The 20089-nt window shown below is 61.5% G+C and carries 20 protein-coding genes; 7 read left to right on the top strand and 13 right to left on the bottom strand.

What is annotated here, in order from left to right; all coding sequences use genetic code 11:
- Position 1: 1 nt before the first annotated feature.
- The 4 genes from B9A97_RS02665 to B9A97_RS02680 form a co-directional block, all read right to left on the bottom strand.
- Complete coding sequence (locus B9A97_RS02665; protein ID WP_084363404.1) at positions 2–1252, bottom strand: SDR family NAD(P)-dependent oxidoreductase; 1251 nt, start codon at positions 1250–1252, stop codon at positions 2–4.
- Positions 1249–2427 carry a thiolase family protein gene (locus B9A97_RS02670; protein ID WP_143530292.1) on the bottom strand — a complete coding sequence of 393 codons (1179 nt, stop codon included), beginning with the start codon at positions 2425–2427 and terminating at the stop codon, positions 1249–1251. Before B9A97_RS02670 ends, B9A97_RS02665 begins: the two co-directional genes overlap by 4 nt.
- A 24-nt stretch (positions 2428–2451) precedes the next feature.
- Entirely contained in the window at positions 2452–2880 is a 429-nt protein-coding gene (locus B9A97_RS02675) for an organic hydroperoxide resistance protein (protein WP_084363405.1), read from the bottom strand.
- A gap of 114 nt (positions 2881–2994) precedes the next feature.
- On the bottom strand, positions 2995–4614 hold the full coding sequence (locus tag B9A97_RS02680; RefSeq protein WP_084363406.1) for an AMP-binding protein: 1620 nt from the start codon (positions 4612–4614) through the stop codon (positions 2995–2997).
- A gap of 101 nt (positions 4615–4715) precedes the next feature.
- On the opposite strand from B9A97_RS02680, the gene B9A97_RS02685 reads away from it, so the two are divergent.
- From B9A97_RS02685 to B9A97_RS02700, 4 genes are all read left to right on the top strand, one after another.
- On the top strand, positions 4716–5606 hold the full coding sequence (locus B9A97_RS02685; protein ID WP_084363407.1) for a LysR family transcriptional regulator: 891 nt from the start codon (positions 4716–4718) through the stop codon (positions 5604–5606).
- Positions 5607–5722: 116 nt separating this feature from the next.
- Positions 5723–6481 carry an HpcH/HpaI aldolase family protein gene (locus B9A97_RS02690; protein WP_084363408.1) on the top strand — a complete coding sequence of 253 codons (759 nt, stop codon included), beginning with the start codon at positions 5723–5725 and terminating at the stop codon, positions 6479–6481.
- Positions 6482–6492: 11 nt separating this feature from the next.
- Entirely contained in the window at positions 6493–7452 is a 960-nt protein-coding gene (locus tag B9A97_RS02695) for a C-terminal binding protein (RefSeq protein ID WP_179145195.1), read from the top strand.
- A gap of 5 nt (positions 7453–7457) precedes the next feature.
- The gene (locus tag B9A97_RS02700) at positions 7458–8387 is read left to right on the top strand and encodes an NADP-dependent oxidoreductase (protein ID WP_084363506.1); all 930 of its coding nucleotides are present in this window, start codon (positions 7458–7460) and stop codon (positions 8385–8387) included.
- 51 nt (positions 8388–8438) lie between these two features.
- Here B9A97_RS02700 and B9A97_RS02705 read toward each other — a convergent pair whose 3' ends face one another.
- From B9A97_RS02705 to B9A97_RS02730, 6 genes are all read right to left on the bottom strand, one after another.
- On the bottom strand, positions 8439–9146 hold the full coding sequence (locus B9A97_RS02705; protein ID WP_084363410.1) for a hypothetical protein: 708 nt from the start codon (positions 9144–9146) through the stop codon (positions 8439–8441).
- Between the two features lie 16 nt (positions 9147–9162).
- Entirely contained in the window at positions 9163–10473 is a 1311-nt protein-coding gene (locus B9A97_RS02710; RefSeq protein WP_084363411.1) for a TRAP transporter large permease, read from the bottom strand.
- Between the two features lie 3 nt (positions 10474–10476).
- Positions 10477–10989, bottom strand: coding sequence for a TRAP transporter small permease (locus B9A97_RS02715; protein ID WP_084363412.1), 513 nt, complete (start codon positions 10987–10989; stop codon positions 10477–10479).
- 150 nt (positions 10990–11139) lie between these two features.
- Positions 11140–12117 (bottom strand): TRAP transporter substrate-binding protein DctP, encoded by a 978-nt coding sequence (gene dctP, locus B9A97_RS02720; protein WP_084363413.1) that lies wholly within the window; start codon positions 12115–12117, stop codon positions 11140–11142.
- Positions 12118–12452: 335 nt separating this feature from the next.
- Positions 12453–12950: a MarR family winged helix-turn-helix transcriptional regulator gene (locus B9A97_RS02725; RefSeq protein WP_244564091.1), complete on the bottom strand. Its 498-nt coding sequence runs from the start codon at positions 12948–12950 to the stop codon at positions 12453–12455.
- A gap of 101 nt (positions 12951–13051) precedes the next feature.
- Positions 13052–14623 (bottom strand): phytoene desaturase family protein, encoded by a 1572-nt coding sequence (locus B9A97_RS02730; protein ID WP_084363414.1) that lies wholly within the window; start codon positions 14621–14623, stop codon positions 13052–13054.
- 314 nt (positions 14624–14937) lie between these two features.
- On the opposite strand from B9A97_RS02730, the gene B9A97_RS02735 reads away from it, so the two are divergent.
- From B9A97_RS02735 to B9A97_RS02745, 3 genes are all read left to right on the top strand, one after another.
- Complete coding sequence (locus tag B9A97_RS02735; RefSeq protein WP_084363415.1) at positions 14938–15723, top strand: cyclase family protein; 786 nt, start codon at positions 14938–14940, stop codon at positions 15721–15723.
- A 70-nt stretch (positions 15724–15793) separates the two neighbouring features.
- Positions 15794–17383: a phytoene desaturase family protein gene (locus B9A97_RS02740; protein WP_084363416.1), complete on the top strand. Its 1590-nt coding sequence runs from the start codon at positions 15794–15796 to the stop codon at positions 17381–17383.
- Positions 17384–17399: 16 nt separating this feature from the next.
- On the top strand, positions 17400–17906 hold the full coding sequence (locus B9A97_RS02745; RefSeq protein ID WP_084363417.1) for a MarR family winged helix-turn-helix transcriptional regulator: 507 nt from the start codon (positions 17400–17402) through the stop codon (positions 17904–17906).
- A 3-nt stretch (positions 17907–17909) separates the two neighbouring features.
- Here B9A97_RS02745 and B9A97_RS02750 read toward each other — a convergent pair whose 3' ends face one another.
- From B9A97_RS02750 to B9A97_RS02760, 3 genes are all read right to left on the bottom strand, one after another.
- The gene (locus B9A97_RS02750; protein WP_280164067.1) at positions 17910–18152 is read right to left on the bottom strand and encodes a type II toxin-antitoxin system RelE/ParE family toxin; all 243 of its coding nucleotides are present in this window, start codon (positions 18150–18152) and stop codon (positions 17910–17912) included.
- Positions 18153–18174: 22 nt separating this feature from the next.
- Positions 18175–18462 (bottom strand): ribbon-helix-helix domain-containing protein, encoded by a 288-nt coding sequence (locus B9A97_RS02755; protein ID WP_084363418.1) that lies wholly within the window; start codon positions 18460–18462, stop codon positions 18175–18177.
- Positions 18463–18530: 68 nt separating this feature from the next.
- A complete protein-coding gene (locus B9A97_RS02760; RefSeq protein ID WP_084363419.1) occupies positions 18531–20084 on the bottom strand; it encodes an indolepyruvate oxidoreductase subunit beta family protein in 1554 nt (517 codons plus the stop codon).
- Positions 20085–20089 lie beyond the last annotated feature (5 nt).

Consider the following 20089-nt stretch of genomic DNA (forward strand, 5'->3'; position numbering starts at 1 on the left):
TTCACGACCGGTCGCGACCGAGCTCGCGCTCGACGGCTTTGGGATTTGCCTTCAGCCGCTGATGCAAATCCTTGGCGATATCGCCGACATAGACCTCTTCCAGACCGCGGATGAGACCATCGACCACGGCATCGGCAATCGCCTTCTGGCCCACTTTGGGCTGCGGCAGGGTCTGGAACCATTCGCTATCCGTGGGGCCGGTCAGCACATTCATGAGCCGTACGCCGCCCGCACCGAGTTCGGCCCTCAGGGCATGCGACAGCGCCAGCGCAGCGGCCTGCGCCGCCCCATAGGCCGCAAAGCCAGGTGCATGAGCCTCGCCATAGATCGACAAGAGATTGACCCAGGCGGCCGCACCCGTAGCACCATCCGCGCCGCGCGACATCATGACCGGTGCCAGCGCCTGGGCAAGCCGCATCATGCCGAAGACGATCACTTCCATCGCATCGCGCGCAGGGTTGATCTGGCCGGGTCCGAGAATGGAACCGGGACGGATGAAGTCAGCCGTATTGATGACGATCTCGATCTTGGCGCCATAGTCGCGAGCGAAATCCGCGACCGACGTCTCGCTGGTGACATCGAGCGGAACGAGATGGACACCGTCCTGCTTTTCCAGCGCCTCACGCGCCGGAAAGGGCTTCCAGTCCTCCGACACCCCGACGAAGATGCTGGCCGCACCCGCCTTCTTCAGCCGAGCCACCAGGGCCACAGCAACCGGATGACGCCCATCGGTGACCAGAACCCGGCGATGCCGGGGGTCCGCGGTCAGCTCCCGCCATTGCGGATCGTCTGCCATGTCGAATTTTCCTTCACGAGGAGCCGCATAGAATACCGCCTGCCCCGCCTTGTCGAGCTTCAGGAAAAGGCGCACAGGCATGTCGGGCCGGCAGGCACCATGGAGATGACACAGGGCCGTCGGGCCGCAGTCGAACTTCACCAGGCCGACATTCCAAGGTGCACGCTCCCGGAAGTAATTATCGGCCGGCACTTCTGCCGATGTCATGGACAGAACCACGCCGGTGTCGGGGGCATCGGCCATGGAAAGCTCAGCGGAGAGGCATTGCGGACAGGCCTCGCGCATCGGATAGGCAAAGGCGCCACAGGCCTCGCAGCGCTGCAGGGCAAAGCGGCCTTCGGCCGCCGCGGCGGTCAGTTCATGCGCACGCCGGCTGCGGCTTTGTGGCGGCAGCAGTGGCAAACGGGTGCGGACCAGCGGGTTCTTCCGCTTCGGCTTTTCCAACGGACCACTCATGCACCGTCTCCCGCAAGAATGATTGCCCCGGATGCCAGGCCACGGTCGTAATTGATCATGCCGAAGCCGGAGGCGAGCGCGAGGCACGCATCGGCGACCTGGGTCGGCCCTGCCGTCCCCGTGACCTGGCGGATCGACTCGACAATACCGAGATGTCCCCCGGCGGCGCCGGCCTGCCCCACCGACAATTGCCCACCGGATGTATTGTGCGGAAACGAGCCCGATATGGTCAGGTCGTGCTGGCGCACGAAATCAGGCCCTTCGCCCTTGGCGCAGAAGCCGAGATCCTCGAACTGCATCATGGAGATCACAGGGTAATCGTCATAGGTCTGCACGAGGTCGATATCGTCAGGTTCAACGCCCGCCATGGCATAGAGCTCACCGATATCGACAGCCCAGCCGCCCCGCTCCTGGACCGCATCCCCGGCAAAGGCGTGATGCCGCTCGATGGTGGAGAGCAGCCGCGCGAAAGGCAGGCCAAGGCTCTGCGCCATCTCCTCGCGCATGACGAGGAAGGCCTCGGCGCCCGCACAGGGCATGACGCAGTCGAACAGATGGATCGGCTCGGCAATGGCGCGCGCCGCCATGTAGTCGTCCAGCGTCAGCGGCTTCTTCATCAGCGCGTTCGGGTTTTTCAGCGCGTTATCCCGCTGGGCCACGCAGATCTTGCCGAAATCCTCGCGTTTGGCGCCGAATTTGCGCATGTAGTTGCCGGCAATCAGCGCGAAACTCGCATTGGGTCCGCCGGCACCATAGGGATAGACGGCATCCTGCGAGAAGCGGGAGAAATTCTCCAGCGACTGGCGAAACGAATCCACATGGTTCGTGTCGGCGGCGATGCAGGCGATGACATCGGCATCGCCCATCTGCACGGCGCGGGCGGCACGGCGCAGCGACACGACGCCAGACACGCCGCCCATCGGCACGAAATCGATAAAGCGTGGGCTGAGCCCGAAATGCTGGGTCAGGCCGATTGCCGTATCCGGTGCTGTGGAAAAGCTGGCAATCGACAGGCCGTCGAAATCACGGTGGCTAAGGCCAGATCCCTTGGCCAGCGCTGCAAGCGCTCGACCGACCCACCAGGCCGTGCTGTCGATGGAAAAGCGGACATAGGGCACGGTCACCGGGACGGCGAGAACCACCCCGTCATAGCCCTGCCGTTTCATCTCAGCCATGGTCCGCTCCCCTTGCTGCAACAATCAGGCGACCGTCAGCTTGACGTCGATATTGCCGCGCGTTGCGTTGGAATACGGGCAGCGCTCATGGGCGCCGGCCACGATCTCTTCCGCCAGGGCCTTGTCGATGCCCGGCAGCGAAACAGAAAGTTCGACGGCAAGTGCATAGCCGACCGGAACCGGACCGATACCGACAGTCGCAGACACCGTTACGTCATCCGGCAGCGCGATCTTGCGGGTGCGGGCGACCAGCTTGACGGCGCCGAGGAAGCAGGCGGCATAACCGGCGGCAAACAACTGCTCCGGATTGGTGCCGTCGCCACCTGGCCCGCCTAGTCCCTTGGGAACGCTCAGCGCCAGCTTGAAGCTGCCATCGGCACTTTCGGCCCGGCCGTCACGACCGCCCGTGGCTGTCATCGTGGTTTCGAAAAGGATCTTTTCAGGCTGCAGCATCACGGTCTCCTATCAGACGTTGTATGCGATGATTTATCATTTAAGTTTTCAAGCGAGTTGGCAAGGGCGGATGCGCTTTGCGGCGCGATCACCGGCTGACGATCACCAGCTTGCTTAAGAGGTTCTGAAACCCGCCTTCCGGTCCCGAAGGTCTAGTGAAAGCCCTGCTTCCGCCAGCCTCTGGCCTTCGCTGCGCAGCACGCCGCGCTGCAGCTTTTGGGTGGAACTGACAGGAAGCTTTTCTACGAAAGCCACATAGCCGGGCAGCTTGTGGTAGGAAAGACGCATCGAGGCATGGGCAAGCAGCGCCAGGGCACGATCCATGTCCTCGCCCTCGGCGACAGGGCGCTTCGGCACGACGAAGGCGAAGACCTCTTCGCCCCTGATATCGTCAGCGACAGGCGTCACCGCCGCCGCCTCCACCTCAGGGTCTGCCATCAGGGCTGCTTCGACCTCCAGCACCGCGATGTTCTCGCCGCTGCGACGAACGATGCTCTTCTTGCGGTCGAAGAAGTAGAGAAGGCCCGCCTCGTCGGCATAGACCACGTCGCCCGTGTGGAACCAGCCACCTGCCCAGGCCTCCTCCGTTGCCTTTTCGTCTCCCAGATATCCAGCGAAAAAGCCACGCCGCGGATCTTCGCCTGCAGCACGTACCCAAAGCTCGCCGGGCGTGCCCAAGGCGACATCGGCTCCGGCATCGTCAACGATGCGATAGTCCATGCCATCCCGCGGACGCCCGATGCAGCGCCGGCCGGGCTCGTATACATCTCTGGCCGTGCTGGTCACCGCAGCCCCACCGGTCTCGGTCATGGCCCAGGCCTCGACGATCGGCAGGCCATAACGTTCTTCGAACACGGTCTTGTGGCGCGCATCGACACCGGGACCGAGAACGAAGCGGGCCTTGTGGGCGCGTTCTGCCGGATGTTCCGGAAGCTGCAGCAAAATGGCGGGGATAACACCGAGCGCGTGGACAATCGTGGCGCCGCTGTCGGAAACCGTCTGCCACCACTTGCTGGCGCTGAACCGGTCCAGCGGCACCACGGCACCACCCATGACGATCATGCCCACCGTCGTGCAGCCAAGCGCATTCATGTGGAACAGCGGCAGTGGCGTCAACGCTACCTCGCAATCCTCCAACATTGCGGCAATGCCGCCTTGGGTCACGTACCACTCGGCCAGCTTCATGAAATAGCCATTGGTGAGGATGCAGGCCTTGGGCTTGCCGGTGCTGCCTGACGTGAACAGCAAGGCGCATTCGTCCTGAAGACCACCGCCCCCGGCCGCACGTTTTGGCTGGGCTTCGGGAATGGCGTCGCCGGGATGCATGCGGGAAAATCCGTCCGGCGTGCCCGCCGTGACCAACCCGTCGAATTCCGGATAGGCGACGATCAACTGCGCCTTGGAGACATCAATCTGGAAGGCCAGTTCATCCGGCCGCATGTCTGGATTGATGGGCACGATGGAGGCGCCGATGGCATTGAGAGCAAGCCAATGCACGAAAAAATCAGGCCGGTTCTGCAACAGCAGGGCAACGCGCGAGCCGGCTCCATAACCCGCCGCGGCAAAATCCGCCCGCAGGCTCTCCACCATCGCGAAGATCTCGCCATAGCTCAAGCGGAAACCATCAGGCGCATAGGGAAGCCCGGCACTGGCCGGCGCGATGAGAAATGGCAGATCGGGCTTTGACAGCGCCTTGCGCTCAAACGCCAGATAAGGCGACGGCAACATCAACATCCCAGGCTCCCTTATTATTTGAAACGTAAACTATCCCGGCTGATGCCGATGATCCAATTCAATTGTTTTGTGTGATTGATCGCAAATTGCTATCAATAACCATGGAACCGAGACAACTTCACTATTTCAAGGCCATCGCCGAGGAAGAGCATTTCGGCCGCGCCTCTGCACGCCTGCGCATTGCCCAACCCGCGCTGAGCCGCCAGATGAAACTGCTGGAAGCCGAACTCGGCGTCGAGCTTTTCGAGCGCCTGCCGAGAGGCATCAGGTTGACCACGGCGGGCCATGTGTTCCTGGCCCATTGCCGCGAGCTATCGGCACTGATGACGAGGGCCGTTGCGGAGACCAGGGCGGCGGCAACCGGCAGCATCGGCTTCCTAAAGGTCGGCTTCATTGAGGCCGCGGCGTGGCAGGGTGTCGTGCCTGACAGTATCCGGCATTTCCGCCGCGATTTTCCGGCCGTAGAGCTCAGCCTGTCGGCCATGTCCTCGACGCGGCAGTTGCAAGCGATCCGCGACGGCGACATCGATGCCGGCTTTCTCTACAATCACGGCGCCGACCCGGATCTGGTCGCAGTGCCCCTCGCCCGCCATCCGGTGGTGCTAGCGCTTCCCACCGGTCATCGCCTGACGGAGCAGCCGCAGATCGCCTTGGCCGATCTGCGGGATGAAGCCTTTGTCGGGTTCCATCGGCAGGCCAGCAGCCGATATTATGATGATCTGGCGCAGGCCTTCGCGAAAGGCGGTTTCGAGCCGCGAGTTATCCAGGAACTCGACAGCGAACCTGATATGCTGGCGCTCGTCAATGCGGGGGTTGGCCTGGCCTTTGTCAACGCCTGCCAGCGATGGCGCCAGCCGCCGGGCATGTCCTTTCATGCCGTGGCGGACCTGGAGGTGGAACTGGAGCTATCGCTGGTCCGCCGGGCGGACAACACGACCCCAACCCTGCAGCACCTGCTTTCGATCGTGAGTGAGGTGTCCCGAAATAGCTGACCCAAAGCCGCGGTTTTGCGCTTGCCGACATAATATATTTTATGTTTAAAATATCGTCATGGCTTCGCCTTTATCGGCGACCCCTCCCCTTCCATGGCAACCGGATCGAGATCAACATGAGCGGCTTTCGTCAAAAATGCATCGGCTTTGAACGTGTCGTCGGCACCTTCTCCGCCATTCCCCACCCGGTTGCCGTCGAGGTGACCGCCGCCGCCGGCCTCGATTTCCTCTGCATCGATTGGGAGCATTCGCAGATCGGTCGCGAGCGCATCGAGGATCTCATCCGTGCCGCCGATGTGCATCAGGTGCCTGCCATGGTGCGTGTGCCCGGCCACACGCCAGAATGGGTCGCTTCGGTGCTGGATGCCGGCGCCGCCGGCGTTCTGGTGCCGCGTGTTTCGACCGCAGCCCAGGCACAAGCCGCGGTCATGGCAACTCGCTATCCGCCCGTTGGTGAACGTGGCGTTGGCCCCGGCCGCGCCTCTGGCTATGGCTATCGCATTCCGGATTACCTGAACTCCGCCAATAAGAACCTGGTGCTGGCGATCCAGGTGGAGACCGCCGAAGGCCTCGCCAATATCGACGAGATCGTCAAGGTCGAAGGTGTCGATGTCATCTTCATCGGCCCCGGCGACCTTTCGGTCTCCATCGATGCCATGGGTCCTGCAGGCGCTGAAAAGCTCAACGCCGCCATCGAAAAGATCACCTCCAGGGCACGCGCAGCCGGCAAGGCAGTCGGCATCTTCAGGCCCTCCGCCGATGATGTGGGCAAATGGGCGAATGCCGGCATCAGCTTCTTCATGCTGGCCAGCGACACCATGTTCCTTGGCGCAAGCCTTGCGGCCGGCGCCGCCGCCGCCCGCACGGCAAAGTGAGGAGCCTGACCATGAAGATCATCAAGATCGACGGCATGCTGACCGTCGAGCCGGAACAGATGGCCTATCTCGCCGGCATGGATGTGGACTTCGTTGAAAAGACGCTTCTCACCGAAGACGAACTGATTGCCGAATGCGGCGATGCGGATGCGCTGCTGGTGCTGCGCGAACCGATCACCGCCCGCGTGCTGTCAGCCCTCCCCAAGCTGAAGGTGATCGGCCGCTTCGGCGTCGGTCTCGATACGATCGATGTCGACGCCTGCACCAAGGCGGGCGTCCAGGTGACGAACGTTCCGGACTCTAATCTGGACGAGGTCAGCACCCACGCGCTGGCCATGATCCTGGCCCTGGTGCGCCGCCTGAAGCTCTATGACACCGCCGTGCGCAACGGCCGCTGGAAGGCGCTCGCCGATGGCGAGGGCATCACCCGCCCCGACCGCCAGACCCTTGGGCTGATCGGCTTCGGCCAGATCGGCCGGTTGACGGCGAAGAAGGCCGCCGCCTTCGGCTACAGCATCTCGGCCTATGACCCGCATATGCCGGCGGATCGCATCGAGGCCGCAGGGGCAAAGCCGATGACGCTCGACGCGTTGATCGCGACATCGGACATCATTTCGCTGCACGTGCCCTTCACCCCGGAAACCCAGAACATCATCTCGCGCGAACGCATCGCTGAGATGCGCCAGGGCGCTATCGTCATCAATGTATCTCGTGGTGGCCTGATCGACGAAGAGGCACTGGCGGAGGCGCTTCAGAGCGGGCAGATCGCGGCCGCAGGGCTCGACACGCTGTCAGCCGAACCGCCGTCGCCGGACAACCCCTTGCTCAAGCTGGACAATGTCCTGCTCTCGCCCCACGCTGCACATTACTCGACGCAATCCTACGCGGAAGTGCGCAGCAAGGTCTTTGCCGACGTTGCGGCGGTGCTGAAGGGCGAGAAGCCGAAATATCCTGTCAACCTGAAGGGATGAGCGTGATGTTGACCTGTTTCTACAGGGGTTACGGCGGTCCTGAGGTGCTGGAATTCGGCGAGGTGCCGGAGCCCAAGGCCGAGGCAGGACAGGTCGTGGTGAAGATGGCGGCAGCCAGCGTCACGCCCTTCGACTGCAAGCTGAGAGCCGGCAAGCTCAAGGACTACTTTTCGCCGCTCTTCCCGAACACACCGGGGCGTGATGGCACCGGGACGGTGGTGGCGGTTGGCCCTGATGTCAGCGACTTCCAGGTTGGAGACCGGGTCTGCGTCATGGCCCCCGGCACCGAGGCGCCCGGCACCTGCACCGACCTTCTTGCCTGCCATGCCAGTCTCGTCGTGCCGCTGCCCGACGAACTGACCATGGAGGAAGGGGCGTCACTAGTGAATGCCAGCCTGTCCGCCTGGATTTGCGCCGTCCGGGTGGCCAAGGTCAAGCCAGGCGACAAGGTGCTTGTCCATGCCGGAGCCGGCGCAGTGGGCGGGTTGCTGGTCCAGCTCTGCCGGCACCTCGGCGCGGAGGTCACCGCCACCTGCCGCTCGACCAACAAGGATTACGTGAAGTCACTCGGGGCCCACAACGCAATCGCCTATGATGGCGAGGATTTCACCACGCTCGAACCGCAGGACGTGGTGTTCGATCTCATGGGCGGCGACGTCCATGACCGCTCCTACGGAGTGCTGAAGCGCGGCAGGCATCTGGTCTACCTGACCGCCGCACCGATCGTCGATCGGGGTGCGGAATTCGGCGTCACCGTCACCCGCGCCATGATCAAGGACGATCGCGAGGCCGTCGCGCCGATCCTGGCCCTGGCCGCCCAAGGCAAGATCAAGCCGCAGATTGCCCGCACGCTGCCGCTGTCCGATGTCGCAGAAGCCCATCGGCTGATGGAGGCCGGCGAGATCACCCGCGGCAGGTTGATCCTCACCATGTAACGCAAAAAGGCCTCCGCGAGGGAGGCCTTTTCCATATCGACTGATGTTATGTCAGGCCGATGGCAGCACGGTTTCCGTCGCCATGGGATAGTGGAAGTTTCCGCCTTCGAAAGCCGGAAACGTATGGAAATCAGCGCGCATTTCGTGCCGTACGGGCGATTGCAAGGCCGCCTGGAGCGCTGCCGCGCTGTCGAAAAGGATGCGGTTGCGCTGGATATGCGCAACCCGCTCGACGCCTTCAAGACCACCGCACCAATCGACACGGCTGAGAATCTCGATTGAGCGAATGCCGGGGAACTTGCGCATAACAGGCGGATGGCCGGCGATGTAATGCGAAAGCCAGAGATTGAGATCGGCGGCCGGCCCCGGATAATGCACGACATAGGAGCAAGGAAGCCCACCCTCTGCCGTTTTGACCACGGGATCATCAACCGGGAACGGACGGACCAGCATAACCTGCTGGGTCACTTTAGCCCCGTGAAGGCTCTTCAGTAGACCCATCAATGGCTGAAGATGCCCCTTCGGGCCAACCGCGGCTTCCAGCGTCGGAAGGTCTGAAAAATGCAGTTGCAGCCCGAACGGCGGCGAAGTCCCGTCGTGGTTGAACAGATCTTCAGCGACTTCCGGTGTGTAGATCAGGCCCGATGTCAGGCCCGGGGTCGCCCGAATGAGATCCCTCACAAAGGCCAGTTCCCCGGCATCGACGGTCAGGTCGATGCCGGGGGTATTTTCGAAGAAGACGATGAATGCAAAGCTCATGATGCGCTCCAGTCGGCTAAATCAGGCTTGGAAGGAAGAGCGCAATCTGCGGGAAGACGGCGATCAGGAAGATCAGGAACAGAGTGAGCCCGATATAAGGTGCTGCCGCCAAGGCGACCGTCTTGAGCGACGTTCCTTTTGGCGCAACCCCCAGCATGATGAAGAGCAGCAGACCGAACGGTGGGGTCGTGAAGCCCACTTCATAGGCCAACAGCAGCATCAGCCCGAGCCAGACCGTATCGAAGCCATAGGTGGCGGCAATCGGCATGAAGATCGGCAGCGTGATCAACATCATCGATACCTGGTCCATGAACATACCGAGGATGAGGATCACGACGATCATCATCAGTAGGATGCCGTATGGGCCCATGTCGAAGCCGGTGATGAAGGAGATGAAGCCGTTCGATGCACCGGAAAACGCGAATATCTGCGAGAAGGTCGTCGACGCCGAGATGATCAGGAAGGTCATGGCCGTGACCTTCATGGCGTCGTCAAGCGACTTCCAGACCACGCTCCAGCTGAACTTGCGATAGACGAACAGCAGGACCACCACGCCAAGGCAGCCGAGACCGGCCGATTCCGTCGGCGTGGCAATGCCGAGGATGATGGTGCCCACCACCATGAAGATCAGCACGCCCATCGGGATGATGTTGAACGCCACCGCATTGATCTTCTCAAGGCCCGAGGTCGCCGGCACCGGATATTGCGGGGCTGCGTCAGGGTCGATCACCGTCTGCACGAAGATCAGCAAACCGAACAGGCTGACAAGGAGCAGACCGGGGATGACACCGGCGATCAGCAAGGCCCCGACATCGATCTGCGCCAGCGAACCGAGCAGGACGCCAAGCGACGACGGCGGGATGATGACGGCGAGACTGCCGGCGCCGAGGATGGGACCATAAGCCATATGCGGCTTGTAGTTCCGCCTCAACATTTCCGGCGCCATGAGCGAACCCATCATGCCGGTATTGGCGAGGCTGGAGCCGGAAAGGGCAGCAAACACAGCACCAGAGCCCAGCGTCACATAGGCCAGACGACCTCTGATGTTGCCGATGGCGAGGTCAAGTGCGTAGATGACTTTTTCGCCCAGGCCAGAGCGGAAATAGAGGCTGCCCATGACAAGGAACATCGGCAGCGGTGCCAGCGCATAGGTCGAGACCGCGTCCGAGAAGTTGGCGACCATTTGCGTGACGCCGGTCGAGCCGCCGAAGAACAGGAAAAGGCCGGCGATGTTGGTGATGAAGAAGGCGAAGGCCACGGGCAGGCCGAGGCCCATGAAGACCAGGATCGACCCGATCAGGAAGGCGAAGGGAAAGAACCATTCCATCGATTACAGTCCTTCAACTTCGAGCGGGTTGAGATTGTAAAGCGTATCGAAGCCCAGGAGGTATCGAAGCCATTCGAGCGCCGAAAGGAAGAAGCCGATGATCATCGGCAGGAACACGGCCCATTTCGGCATGTCAAACGTCCGCGTCTCGTAATCGCCGGTCGCCAAGGCATCCAGCGCCGATGTCAGCGCGATGCTGCCCAGATAGAGGCAGAGGATGATGCAGGTGAGATAGACGATCTTTTCAAGGACGTTGCGAGCACCCGACGGCATGGCGTTGCGCAGGAACTCCACGAAGACGTGGCCCTTCGTCCGCACCAGCCATGGCATGGGTAGGAAAGCAGAATACATCAAGATGTATTCCGAAACGGATATCGCCCATGACAGCGGGCGGAAGCCCAGATTGCGCATCGCGACATCCGAGATGACGATGATGATCATCAGGGCGATAAGCACCCTGACAATGCCGGCAAGGGCGGCGCTGAGACCGCCGGATAAATCGAAGAGCGCCTTCATTTCTAGAGACCTTTGGCAAGAGCGTGCATCGCCGGATCGGGAGGAGAAACGGCGGCTTGACAGCCCGTCGCTTGTTCGGCGCGGAGGCCGAAAAGCGGTTGGAAAAAACAGGGCCCGCTGAAATATTCAGCGGGCCCAAACGTCATGCTATCAGGGGAACAGCTTGCGCAGTTGCTCGATGTGCGTGGGGTCGCGCTGGGCCATGCGGTCCCAGCTGGCCTTGGCAGCCGTTGCCAGGAACTTTTCGCGGCCTTCGCCGGTCATTTCAACGACCTTCTGGCCCTTGTCGATCATTTCCTGAGCCAGGCGTGCGGTCTCGGCCTTATTGAACTCATAGCTTTCCTTCTCGTATTCGATCGCTACTTCGTTCAGGATCTTCTGGGATTCCGGCGAGAGCGAGTCCCACTTCTTCTTGTTCATGGAGACCAGAACGTCGGTCTGGAAGAAGGAGGGATCGATCCGGTACTTGGTGAACTTGTCCCAGCCGAACGAGGCATAGCCCATGACGGGATAGGCATTGGCATTGATTACGCCGCGCTCGAGCGAGGTGTAGACGTCACCCGCGTTCTGGACGATGACCGTCGTGCCAAGGTTTTCGAAGAACTGGCGATAAAGCGGCGAAGAGCGGATCTTCAGCTTGGTGAAGTCGATCGAACCGTCGGGCAGCATGGTCGGCTCATCCACGGTGAACATGTGGAAGCCCGTGCCGCCGTCGATATGCAGCAGCAGATGGGCATTGGCCTTCTTGGCATAGATCTCGTTCAGGAGGTCCCAGCCGCCATTGGCGCGGGCATCCCAAGGCGTGATCGTGGACGCGGAGAGCACTTCGCCTTCCGGCACCATTTCAAGATAAAGGCCAGCGGGCGTATTGATCATATCGATCAGGCCGCTCTTCTGGGCAGCACCCAGCTGCGGATTGGGGATGATTTCCGGACCACCGCGCACGGTGATCTTGACCACGCCCTTGCCCTTCTCGTTCACCTTGTCGACGAACTTCAGGAAGCTCTTGGCATAGCCGTTCTGGGCCGGCGTGAAGTGGACTGCATTGATGACGTCTTCCGCATAGGCGGCGGTGCCGGCAAGACCGCTCAGGAGAGATGCTAAGGCGAGAGCCTTGAAGAAACGCATGTCGAGATCCTCTGTCTAGGTTGACCATACCAAGGGGATCGCTGACGTCAGACGCTTGCTCGATCCCCTGTTCTTATTGGCTTCCGCACGGCTGGGTTTTGGCCTTCCGCAGCGGACCGGTCGTTGCCGGTAAATGGATTGAACAGCGGGTTCGCGCAAAAAACAAGTTTAAACTTAAAACATCTGATAACTTTTTTTGTTGCTGCCATATCAGCGTCATACGGCACAACCTCCGGCGCCCAGAAGAGGCGCAATACCACCAGGGGTCGCGCAGCGATACGCAACTCGATAAACGGAGAAAGGAGGCATGTTGCGGACGAAGCCCGCGAAGACGACTAATCGATTTCGCCGGCGGAGAGGTGGTTGCGCGCTGACGTCTTCACGCGGCCGATATTGACCAGGAGTTCGCGGATGATGTCGGGATCGACATCGGCCATCATGTCGCGCAGCCAGCCCTCATGGGTGTCCGCCATGGTCGCGAATGTCTCCGAGCCCTTCTTTGTCAGCTTGGCCACGGTGACGCGGCGATCGCCGTCGGGCGTTTCCCGGACCACCAGCCCATCCAGTTCCAGTCGCTCAACGAGGCCGGTGATGTTTCCGTTGGTCACCATCGTGCGCCGGGACAGTTCCCCGAGCCTCAGCCCATCGGACTCGCGATAAAGCTGCGACATCAGGTCGAATTGCGGCAAGGTCGCGCCGAATTCATTGCGCAGACGCCTGCGGATTTCCTGGGATATGAGCTTGGTCGTCGACAGCATGCGCAGCCAGAGGCGAAGCTCTTGCTTCTTGCCGTCCTGCGTATCGTTCACGATGATTTCCAGATCGACCGCCACGTGGTGCTCTCCGTACAGATCCCCCCTATCTTGCCTGCCGGAGCCACCGCAGGCACGTCAAGACAAAGTGTTTCAATCGTAAACTAATCAACAGCTTTTGTTCATCCCGCGAGCATTTTGCCCAGCATGAAGCCCGAACCTGCCCCCGTACCCGCGCCCGGCCAGGTCGAAGCACCGCACATGTAAAGCCCTGCAACTGGCGTCTTGTAGCGCGAATAGCCCGCCACGGGCCGGAACAGGAAATTCTGGTCGAGATGGTGAGAACCGGAAAGGCTGTCGCCGCCAATCAGGTTCGGATTTTCCCGCTGCAGATCAACAGGCGAATAGATCGCGCGGGCGCGGATCTTCGACCTGGTTCCTGGTGCATAGCGCTCAAGGACATCCAGCACCCGCTCGGCATAGGCTGCCTTTGCGCCATCCCAATCGCGCTCCGTAATCTGCCCCAGGGCATCGCCCCTGATCGCCGCCGGCAGCATGCGCACCTGCACCCACAGCACGTGCTTGCCGTCAGGCGCACGAGTGGGGTCTATGGCCGTGGGCTGCCCGACCACGAGAGCGGGCTCTGCTGGCAGAAGGCCAGCCATCGCCTCGGCATAAACCCGCGACATCATCTGCATATCGGGCGCGATATGCACATAGGCATAGGACTTCAGTTCGGGTCCTGCGGACCAGTCCGGCAGGTCGTCCATCGACAGATGGATCATCATGGCTCCGGGACCGGCACGGAAAGCATCGACCTTCTTGTCGAATACCGCGCGATCGGGCGACTTCGGCACGAGATTTCCAAACAGCAGCTTGGGATGAACATTGGCAATCACCGCCTTGCCAGCCGAAATCTCACGTCCATCGGCGAGAACGACGCCCGTGGCCTTGCCGTTGGTCAGCTTGATCGTCTGAACCGGGCTATCGAGCAGGACCTCGCCACCCTTGTCCTTCAGCACCTTCACCATGGCCTTGATGATCGTGTCTGCACCGCCGGCCCCGATCACCATGCCAAAGGCCTGGTTGGCCATGGATTCGAGATAGGGAAACAGGGCACCGCCGGCAACGTCGGGCGCAAAATCCAGATGCAGGCCCCAGGCGGCCATCATGGCCTTCAGCTTGTCGTTCTCGAAATGGGCATCGAGGAAATCGCGCGGTGTCGCGAGCAGCAACCGGGCCATGCGGTAAAGCCCCTCCAAGCCGACAGCACGATAGGCCTTCCAAACTGCCTTGAGACTGCCGAGCGAGGGCATCGGCGAACCGAGCAAGGCGAAGATATGCGGCGCATCGGCACCGAACCCCTCCAGCATGGCCTTCCAGGCCGCCGCATCCGCCGGCGACAGGCTATCGATTGCTGCAACAGTGGCAGCCACATCCGTTCCGACGCCGAGATGCGTACCGTCGGGGAATACGCTGGCAAAACACTTGGGCGCCGGCACCAGGCCCAATCCGGCCTGGGTGAGTTCCTGCTTGTAGGTGGAGAAGAAGGCAGACCCCGCAAACATCGAGAGGTTCATGGCGCAGAGGTCGTGACGGAAGCCGGGCTCTGTCAGTTCCAGGGTCTTGACCGCACCACCCGCCGCCGAGGCAGCTTCAACGACTGCGACCTTCCATCCCCTGGCAGCCAGATGCACCGCCGCCGCCAGGCCGTTATGGCCTGCTCCAACCACCACCGCGTCAAATTCCGCCATGATCCACCCTGCAATACCCCGAGCCAAAATTATCCTTATATGCATACATCTTTGCCTCCCGCCTGCAAGACCCATCCCCACAAGGGGCGGCGCAGCTTGATGATCATCAAGCGATAGCGGCCGTTGAGGCTAAAAAGCAGGGGCCTTTGGCAGCACGTCATCCAATCTGCAATTAGGAAAAAATGGTGCCAGCCGAATACTTGCAATATCATACTTTCTCTCCTAGGCTCCGTTCACCGCGTGGGAGAAACCGGTTGATAAAGACCGCAGATGAGAGCCGGCACCGGTTCCAGCGCAAACAAGGGGAACGATCCATGACTGACACCTCAACGCTTGCAACTCTCAGCTCGGCGCTGCTGTCCGGCGCTGTCAAGGTGGTCGATCTGACCGCACCGCTCGGCCCGGATACGCCAGTGCTTTACCTGCCGCCGCAGTTCGGCAAGAACTCCCCGAACGTGAAGGTGCACACCATCTCCGAATACGACCAGAACGGTCCGTTCTGGGCCTGGAATTGGCTTGAACTGGGCGAGCATACAGGCACCCATTTCGATGCGCCCTGCCACTGGATCACCGGCAAGGACAATCCGAACAACACCACCGACACCATCCCGCCGCAGAACTTCGTCGCCCCGGTCAATGTCATCGACCGTTCCAAGGAAGCCACCGAAAACCCGGATTACCTGCTCACCGTTGACAGCATCAAGGAATGGGAAGCCCAGCACGGCGAAATCGAAGCCGGCACCTGGGTGCTGATGCGCACCGACTGGTACAAGCGCAACGGCTCGACCGAGGCTTTCCTGAATGCTGACGAGAACGGCCCGCATTCCCCCGGTCCGACCGCTGAAGCGATCGAATACCTGCTCTCCAAGGGCATTATCGGCTGGGGCCAGGAAACGGTTGGCACGGATGCCGGCTCCGCCGGTGGCATGAACCCGCCCTTCCCGGCGCACAACCTCATGCACAAGGCAAACAAGTACGGTCTCGCCAGCCTGTCGAACCTCGACCAGCTGCCGCCGAAGGGCGCCGTGCTGATTGCCGCGCCGCTGAAGTTCGTCAAGGGCACCGGCTCGCCGGTCCGCGCGCTTGCGCTGATCGCCTGATTGATCTCCCCCTGCGCGGCTGTGGCCTTTACCATTGCCGCGCAGACTTTCATTCTAGAGCGGTGTGACCATGGCAGACTTCGACTACATCATCGTCGGAAGCGGCATAAACGCGCTCGTCGCTGCCGCTCTTCTCGGCAAGAAGGGCAAGCGCGTGCTGGTGCTGGAGCGCAACGATCGCATCGGCGGCTGCCTGCGCACCGAGGAAATCACCGCACCGGGCTTTACCCACGACGTCATGGCGACCACCATGGTGCTGTTCCTGACATCTCCAGCCTTTGGCGCGCTGGGTCCCGACCTGCAGGCCAGAGGCCTGGATTTCGCCCATGCCGACCTGCCAACGGGCGTTCTCAGGCCCGATGGCCGCCACGTCATCTTCTCCAAGGACCGCGCGCGCAACATCGCGACATTCGAAGCGCTGGCGCCGGGAGACGGCAAGACCTTCGACAAGGAGATGGCGACCTTCGGCGGCGATGCGGGCTTCGTCTTCGCCCTGCTGGGCGGCAATCTCTGGTCATCCGCAACGCTGAAAGTCGTTGCCAAGGAAGCCTGGAAGCGCGGCCTGCGCGGCATCGCCGGATGGTTCGGTGAAGCGCTGACGCCAGCGCGCGCCTATCTGGAAACGACCTACAAATCAGATGATATTCACGCGCTCTGGGCACCCTGGGCCCTGCATTGCGGCCTTGGACCCGAAAGCGCCTACTCGGCTGAGATGGTGAAGGTCATCGGCTTTGCCATCGAATTGGCCGGCTGCCCCATTGCAAAGGGCGGCGCGCAGACCCTGCTGACCGCCTTCGAGCGATTGATCCGCGACAATGGCGGCGAGATCCGGACCGGCGCGGATGTGGACCGGCTGCTGGCCGACGGCGGCGGCAAGGCGGACGGCGTCGTTCTGGCCGATGGCACGAAGATCCACGCCCGCTCAGGCGTTATCGCCTCCGTGACGCCGCACCAACTCTATGACAGGCTGATGCGCGACTGGCCAAGCCAAAAACCAGCCGACGTAGAGAAGGGCTTGTCCCGCTACCGCTACGGCAAGGGCAATATGCAGATCCATTACGCCCTGAAGAGCCCGCCGCGCTGGAAGCATGGCGCCGATCTGGGCAAGGTGGCACTGCTGCATCTGACACCGGGGCTGGATGGCGTTTCGCGCTCCGCCAACGAGGCGGAGCGCGGCATGTTGCCCGCCGTTCCGACCATCTGCGTGGGCCAACCCGCCTCCTTCGACCCAAGCCGCGCACCGGAGGGACAATCGATCCTGTGGCTGCAACTGCCCGATACGCCGCGCCACATCAAGGGCGATGCAGGCGGCACGCTGGATTGCCCTGCCGACGGCAAATGGACCGAGAGCCTTCGCGAAGCCTTTGCCGATCGCATCGAGGCCATTCTGGCCGATCATATCGAAGGCTTTGCCGACACTGTCATCGCCCGCAAGGCCTACTCGCCCGCGGATCTCGAGACCATGAACATCAATCTCGTCGGCGGCGACCCCTATGGCGGTTTCTGTGGACTGGACCAGTTCTTCATCTGGCGCCCGTTCAAATCGACGGTTAATCACCGCACCCATGTTGCTGGGCTCTATCACATCGGCGCCTCGACCCATCCTGGGCCGGGCCTTGCCGGCGGCTCCGGCTTCCTGTTGGCGCAGTCCCTGAAATGAAGGCGAGAGGCTACTGATGGAGGAACGTTTTTCCGGCGCCATTTTGCGGACCAAGCGCGAGGATACCGACCTGCTGCCGAGCCTCGGCGAGATCGGCCTCAACAACTTCGCCCCCTATCTGATGAACCGCCTGATGGCGCGCTACAACGCCAACATGGCCGAAGAGCTGAAAAGCCTCGACATGACCACGGCGAAGATGCGGGCGCTGGCCGTGCTCAGCATCACCTCGTCGGTGACGATCAACGAGCTCTCGGTTTTCGCGGTCACCGAGCAATCGACCTTGAGCCGCACGCTGGATTCGCTGGAGGAACAGGGCTTCATCCGCCGCCAGCCGCGCGCGGAAGATATGCGCGTGCGGGATGTCACCATCACCGAGGAAGGCCGCGCCGCCTTCGATCAGGTCTGGCCCACCATGTACGAATTCCTGCTGCAAATGTTTGACGGCATCCCCGAAGATGAACATCGCGCATTCGTCGCCACCCTGCAGAAGATCCTGCGCAATGTCCGCAAGAACGAGATTTAGGCCTCAGTCTTCCGACCACGTCCTTGGATAATCCTGTCTTCCGTGCAGAATTCGGAGTATTCGAACGCGATCGCCTTCGACAATGAGGGCGATCGAGGCGTGGCGCTCGAAACCGATAATGCGCAGGCCGGGCAAGATGTGATCGCGAACAGTTCCCCGCTCGGGAAACACGCTGAGTGACAGACAGGCGGCTTCAATCCTGTCCAAGTATTGTCCGGCCACATGATGACCGGCTTCGCTGGCGATATAGTCCTACAGTTTACGAAGATCAGCCTTTGCGGCAGGACGGAAAACGACCTTGTAGGCCACTCTTTACCTTCGCCTGATGATACGCACGAAGTTCCGCAAAGACGTCTTCTGACGCTATGTCAGGCGCCGGATCATCGATCGCTTCCTGAAGCTTGTCTCTCAGTTCGGCATTCTCAACGCGATCGAGCGCAATAAGAGCCGCCTTAACGACGTCGCTGGCAGAGCGGTAAGCGCCAGATTCCAGGCGGCAATCCACAAGCTCCTGCTGTTCATCAAGCATGACCGTAATTGGTTTGCTGCTTCGCATGGCGTTCCTCCCGCCGTCGGCCGGCTAACGATAACACCATGCGCAGGGACTTTCTACGCCCGTACCCCTTACAGCGTCGCCACCGTCTTCAAGGCGCCATCCAGCGCGATGCCGGCTTCGTCCAGCAAGGCCGCCTGGCGCAGGCGCTTCAGCCAGGCCGCACCGTCTTCGCGCTCTACCAGCATGGGCAGCGCCGAGAGAACCCGGTCGAACTTCGACAGGCCACGGGAGTGGGTGTCGGAATAGCCCTTCACCAGCCGACGACAACCGAGCACTTCGACGGCCAGGTCGTAATTACCAGGCAACACATCGACAACCTTGGTAAGCCAGGCCTCACGATGTTCGACTTCCCGATGATGCCGCAAACTGCCGCGGCGGAACCGGCGCAGGGCAGAAACGACATAGAGTCCCGTGAACCAGAACAGCGTCCCGGTCTTCACTCGCCTTCCCTTGTTGATCATCTTGTCGAGACGAGCAAACAGGCTTGGCCGGTTCTCGATCCATTCGCCAAGTCCCTTGGGCAGGGTGCCGCAGACCTCTTCCATGCGCGGATGCATGTATTCGGTCGTGTAGACGATCTGGTCGCCCTTGGCGCCCACCTCCTTGCGCACCCGGTCAAAACGGGAACCACGGACCTTGATATCAGCAACCCGCACCACGTCGTCATATGCCATGGAGATGGCAACATATTTGGCCGCCTGGACGGTGAAGGCATAGTCCTTTTCCGCACCGCCATTTGCTCTGTCGGCAGCGAGCAACTTGGCGACCCGATCCAGATATTCATCCGCATAGGCGGGATCCTGGAAATCCGTGAGCTTCTTGACGCCGGCAAACAGGAATCCATGGGCCTCCGCCGGAAACTCGTTGCGGATGCGGCTGACAAGCGTATCGAGCACCGGATGACCCGCAGATTGCGGCAATGCCTCAAGACGCTTAGCCGGCGTGGCGCTCAGCTTGTCGTTCTCGCCCTTCAGCGCCCGCTCATAGGCGGCATTGAAGGCCTTTAGGCTGGGCTCGATCCCCTTGCCGCCGGCGCGGATGGTGGTCTCGAAGGCTTCCTTCGGGAAGGGCAGCGCCTTGGTTGCCGCCAGCGCGCCGAAGAGTGCCGACGAGATCACGCTGCCGTTCTTGACAGCCAGCGTCTCCATGTCGAAGGCCACCGTCTTCTTTGCCGCAAATTCCGTGGCATCGACAACGACGATCGGATTGCCGGTGCCATCGCCAGGCTTCTCCTTTTCGCCGACGGCATAGGAGCGATGGGTCGATGCGATTAGCATGGTCTTGTCGGGCGTCACCAGACCGCGCATCACCGAGCGACCGGCTTCCATCAGTTCCGCCGCGATGACGACATCGACATCGCCGGGATTGGGCATCAGCGACAGGATCGGCGCCACGCCATCGCGGGCCGGCAGCATCTCGATATAGTAGATCGTCGCCCCGGTGCGCTGCGCCACACCCGGAACCGAAGTGGACTGGGCCATCCAGCCCTGTTCTTCAGCCATCAACACGATCCAGTCGGCCAGCACACCGCCGCCCTGGCCGCCCATGGCAAGAATGGCGATGGAAAGCGGCTTGTCGGTGGAGAGCCGGACGGCGGAGGAGTTCTGTGTCAACGTATCCATGATCT

The organism is Rhizobium sp. RU36D (genome assembly GCF_900176345.1).
Taxonomy (GTDB): Bacteria; Pseudomonadota; Alphaproteobacteria; order Rhizobiales; family Rhizobiaceae; genus Allorhizobium.

Coding starts and splice junctions, on each gene's coding strand:
- B9A97_RS02665 (WP_084363404.1), bottom strand. CDS start 1,252: ATGAGTGGTCCGTTGGAAAAGCCGAAGCGGAAGAACCCGCTGGTCCGC.
- B9A97_RS02670 (WP_143530292.1), bottom strand. CDS start 2,427: ATGGCTGAGATGAAACGGCAGGGCTATGACGGGGTGGTTCTCGCCGTC.
- B9A97_RS02675 (WP_084363405.1), bottom strand. CDS start 2,880: ATGCTGCAGCCTGAAAAGATCCTTTTCGAAACCACGATGACAGCCACG.
- B9A97_RS02680 (WP_084363406.1), bottom strand. CDS start 4,614: ATGTTGATGTTGCCGTCGCCTTATCTGGCGTTTGAGCGCAAGGCGCTG.
- B9A97_RS02685 (WP_084363407.1), top strand. CDS start 4,716: ATGGAACCGAGACAACTTCACTATTTCAAGGCCATCGCCGAGGAAGAG.
- B9A97_RS02690 (WP_084363408.1), top strand. CDS start 5,723: ATGAGCGGCTTTCGTCAAAAATGCATCGGCTTTGAACGTGTCGTCGGC.
- B9A97_RS02695 (WP_179145195.1), top strand. CDS start 6,493: ATGAAGATCATCAAGATCGACGGCATGCTGACCGTCGAGCCGGAACAG.
- B9A97_RS02700 (WP_084363506.1), top strand. CDS start 7,458: ATGTTGACCTGTTTCTACAGGGGTTACGGCGGTCCTGAGGTGCTGGAA.
- B9A97_RS02705 (WP_084363410.1), bottom strand. CDS start 9,146: ATGAGCTTTGCATTCATCGTCTTCTTCGAAAATACCCCCGGCATCGAC.
- B9A97_RS02710 (WP_084363411.1), bottom strand. CDS start 10,473: ATGGAATGGTTCTTTCCCTTCGCCTTCCTGATCGGGTCGATCCTGGTC.
- B9A97_RS02715 (WP_084363412.1), bottom strand. CDS start 10,989: ATGAAGGCGCTCTTCGATTTATCCGGCGGTCTCAGCGCCGCCCTTGCC.
- dctP (WP_084363413.1), bottom strand. CDS start 12,117: ATGCGTTTCTTCAAGGCTCTCGCCTTAGCATCTCTCCTGAGCGGTCTT.
- B9A97_RS02730 (WP_084363414.1), bottom strand. CDS start 14,623: ATGGCGGAATTTGACGCGGTGGTGGTTGGAGCAGGCCATAACGGCCTG.
- B9A97_RS02735 (WP_084363415.1), top strand. CDS start 14,938: ATGACTGACACCTCAACGCTTGCAACTCTCAGCTCGGCGCTGCTGTCC.
- B9A97_RS02740 (WP_084363416.1), top strand. CDS start 15,794: ATGGCAGACTTCGACTACATCATCGTCGGAAGCGGCATAAACGCGCTC.
- B9A97_RS02745 (WP_084363417.1), top strand. CDS start 17,400: ATGGAGGAACGTTTTTCCGGCGCCATTTTGCGGACCAAGCGCGAGGAT.
- B9A97_RS02755 (WP_084363418.1), bottom strand. CDS start 18,462: ATGCGAAGCAGCAAACCAATTACGGTCATGCTTGATGAACAGCAGGAG.
- B9A97_RS02760 (WP_084363419.1), bottom strand. CDS start 20,084: ATGGATACGTTGACACAGAACTCCTCCGCCGTCCGGCTCTCCACCGAC.